Origin of the sequence: Neobacillus drentensis (assembly GCF_036965425.1) — a bacterium.
Taxonomy (GTDB): Bacteria; Bacillota; Bacilli; order Bacillales; family Cytobacillaceae; genus Neobacillus; species Neobacillus drentensis_F.
On the sequence record NZ_JBALPP010000047.1, the window covers coordinates 10783 to 13716 of the forward strand.

The following is a 2934-nucleotide window of genomic DNA, read 5'->3' on the forward strand; positions in this document are numbered from 1 at the left end:
GCTTCTACGGTAATTAGGAGAAGCTCCTAATACCCGAGTGAAGGAAATGTTCTGTCCTACGGTAATTTGGAAAAGCTCCTAATGCTCAAGTGAAGAAAAAATTAGGTTCTTTGGTAATTAGGAAAAGCCCATATATAATATGGTGCGATAAATATGGATGTGGCCGTTTTCGCCATTTCCTTTGAGGGTGTTATGAACAAACAATATTGCTTAAAGATAAGTGCTATTGGTTATATTTGTAATAAATTAGATAATAGGTTGGAGGAACAATCTTGGTTATGAAAGCAAATCCTTCATTTTTAGCCCGAAATTTATGGTCGGGTATTTTTTTCGGAATCGGTTTCGTTGCTTTTTTTGATGAAACTGTTTTTCACCAAATTTTACATTGGCATCATTTTTATGACAAAAGTACATTGGGGATTGGTTTGGTCTCAGATGGTTTATTTCATGCTTTAAGTTGGTTTGCAACCATTGGGGGGCTATTCCTTCTTGCAGACTTACGGCGTAGAAATGCATTTTGGTTGAAAAGGTGGATTGGCGGAATGCTGCTTGGGGGAGGAGTCTTCCAGTTATACGATGGAACCATCCAACACAAGCTTATGAGGATTCACCAGATTCGCTATGTTGAAAATGTCATGATCTACGACATAATATGGAACATACTTGCCTTAATCATGCTCATTATTAGCATCATTCTAATTGTAAGGACACAAAAGGAATCAAAGCCTCTAAGGGGTAAAGACAGTCATGCACAATGAGCTTATCCTGTTTATTCCGTTTGTATTGTTATTAATGGTGTATATCTTTGCTAGCTTTAGATCAAATCGTCAATACAAAAGGTGGCCATTGTACCGCACCCTCTTTTGGGTGTCAGGGATTCTTTGTATAACTGCAGTAGTTGCAGGCCCCTTAGTAAATCGAGCTCATATGGATTTTACCGCACATATGTTAGGACATTTACTTCTCGGAATGGCTTCTCCGCTTCTAATTGTTCTATCTGCACCAATGACTCTTGTTATGCGAAATCTCAATGTAAAGCTGGCACGACAACTTTCAAAAATTCTAAAGAGTTATCCCATACGGATCCTTAGTGACCCCATGTTCGCTTCTCTATTCAATGTGGGAGGATTATGGATCCTTTATACTACAGACTTATATTCAGCGATGCATCACAATATTGGTCTTTATTTTTTCATACATGTACATGTATTCCTTGCAGGTTATATGTATGCAGCAGCTTTCATTTCTATTGACCCAACCCCGCATAGAACCAATTTTATCTACCGTGCGATTGTTTTGGTCCTTTCATTCGCAAGTCATGGAATCTTATCAAAATACATATATGCCCACCCGCCATTGGGGGTAACCAAAACACAGGCAGAAATGGGAAGTATGCTAATGTATTATGGTGGAGATGCAATTGATATCGCTTTAATCTACATTCTCTGCTGGCAATGGTATAAATCCAAAAAGCCATTGGCATGGGGACGGTTTTCGTCTGAAAGACGGTTATCATAAAGCTACGGTCATTGAAGTGTAGGAGGATAAAAAATTGTTAGTCGATAAAATCATCCAATTTGAGAATCATTTTGCGGAACTGCAGGCGAACGTTGTAGAAAAGCCATATGGCCGAATCTTTTACGATCGAGATAATCCATTATCTTACGATAGCAATCATGCTTATATTAAGGAAGATTTTGATGGTGATTGGGATTTGGTAATCAATGAAATCATCGTTTTTTATAGGGAAATTGCGATTACTCCGCGTGTCTATACATTTACTAAAAGCAAAAGTAGGGCGGGACTGTTTTTAGAAAAGAAAGAATTTTTAAAACAGATTGAAGAGATAAGTTTCTATGTCCAAAAAAACAAAAAGTTAATTGACCGGGTTAGAACGATTGATATTAGAAGACTTCACTTGTCAGATGAAACGAAAATAAGCCACTTTGGTCAGGAGTTGAGCGAGTGGGGGTATAAATCGTTAATGAAGGCTTTAGGTAACAAAAATTTTTATCTGTTTGGCGGATATGAGGATGATTCTTTGGTATGTATGGCGTCTATGTACAAACAGGGCGATATTTCTAGAATCAATGATGTTTTCACAAAAAGTGATAAAAGAGGGAAAGGCTATGGAGCCCAATTAATCAACTTTATCACGGAGTTTAACGATAAAACCCTTCATACCGTAAGCTATTTATACGCCAACAATCCGATCGCCATCAACATGTATAAAAAAGCAGGATATGAAGAGATGAAGGAGATGATCCGTGGGTGTTATTGGGTGGAATGATTTTTTTAAGTAAATAACCTTGTGGGTTTCATCCACAAGGCGTTTTTATTTTTAATATAGTGTTGGGACTGGATAACAGGCAACGGTTTCAATAAATCTCTCATCGAAACCATAAAATGTCCAGAATGTACCGTTCCATCTATATCCTGTTACTGCCCCATACTCGACAGTTAATGGGTAAAACCAGAAGCCTTCTCCATTTACGAGCCAAACATATGTGTATTGATTTAAACAGTCGATTAAATAATGTGAAGTAGCCGGCTTTGGCGGTACGTATGGAGGGGGAGGAGATTGTGGCTGCTGGCGCATTGGATCTTGAGGGGGATAATAAACCATTCCTTTCACTCCTTTAGATAATTCCTAACATCATATGTGGGCGAAGAATGGTTTGTGATTTAGCACCTTCAATTACCTTCTTCTCATCCGAGGGTATTAGACGCATCTTCAGATTCCCTCCAATTACTTTTTCAAATCCAGGAATCTTTACCAAACCGGTTGCCATTGTGCCGCTTCCGTGGAAGTAGTGCCCTTTGGCTTTTATGCATTCATCGTTATACTGAAATACAATTTCGATATAAACCACATACATTTAAAAAATAATTTTAAAAAATGATTGACGGGAAAAACGTTTGATACTATGATTA

Annotated in this window: 5 protein-coding genes; 3 read left to right on the top strand and 2 right to left on the bottom strand. The window is 37.9% G+C overall.

The window, feature by feature from the left end; translation table 11 throughout:
• The first annotated feature begins 278 nt into the window (after positions 1-278).
• Genes V7161_RS13055 through V7161_RS13065 form a run of 3 tightly spaced genes read left to right on the top strand, consistent with a single transcriptional unit; the run spans position 279 to position 2290 of the window.
• Positions 279-758, top strand: coding sequence for a DUF2243 domain-containing protein (locus V7161_RS13055; protein WP_335445603.1), 480 nt, complete (start codon positions 279-281; stop codon positions 756-758).
• Positions 748-1518 carry a cytochrome c oxidase assembly protein gene (locus V7161_RS13060; RefSeq protein WP_335445549.1) on the top strand — a complete coding sequence of 257 codons (771 nt, stop codon included), beginning with the start codon at positions 748-750 and terminating at the stop codon, positions 1516-1518. The genes V7161_RS13055 and V7161_RS13060 overlap by 11 nt, the downstream gene beginning before the upstream one ends.
• A 34-nt stretch (positions 1519-1552) precedes the next feature.
• Positions 1553-2290 (top strand): GNAT family N-acetyltransferase, encoded by a 738-nt coding sequence (locus V7161_RS13065; protein WP_335445550.1) that lies wholly within the window; start codon positions 1553-1555, stop codon positions 2288-2290.
• Positions 2291-2341: 51 nt separating this feature from the next.
• Here V7161_RS13065 and V7161_RS13070 read toward each other — a convergent pair whose 3' ends face one another.
• Both V7161_RS13070 and V7161_RS13075 read right to left on the bottom strand, forming a co-directional pair.
• A complete protein-coding gene (locus V7161_RS13070) occupies positions 2342-2626 on the bottom strand; it encodes a transporter (protein ID WP_335445551.1) in 285 nt (94 codons plus the stop codon).
• Positions 2627-2639: 13 nt separating this feature from the next.
• Positions 2640-2792: a hypothetical protein gene (locus V7161_RS13075; protein WP_335445552.1), complete on the bottom strand. Its 153-nt coding sequence runs from the start codon at positions 2790-2792 to the stop codon at positions 2640-2642.
• Positions 2793-2934: the final 142 nt, after the last annotated feature.

Coding starts and splice junctions, on each gene's coding strand:
- V7161_RS13060 (WP_335445549.1), top strand. CDS start 748: ATGCACAATGAGCTTATCCTGTTTATTCCGTTTGTATTGTTATTAATG.
- V7161_RS13055 (WP_335445603.1), top strand. CDS start 279: ATGAAAGCAAATCCTTCATTTTTAGCCCGAAATTTATGGTCGGGTATT.
- V7161_RS13070 (WP_335445551.1), bottom strand. CDS start 2,626: ATGGTTTATTATCCCCCTCAAGATCCAATGCGCCAGCAGCCACAATCT.
- V7161_RS13075 (WP_335445552.1), bottom strand. CDS start 2,792: ATGGCAACCGGTTTGGTAAAGATTCCTGGATTTGAAAAAGTAATTGGA.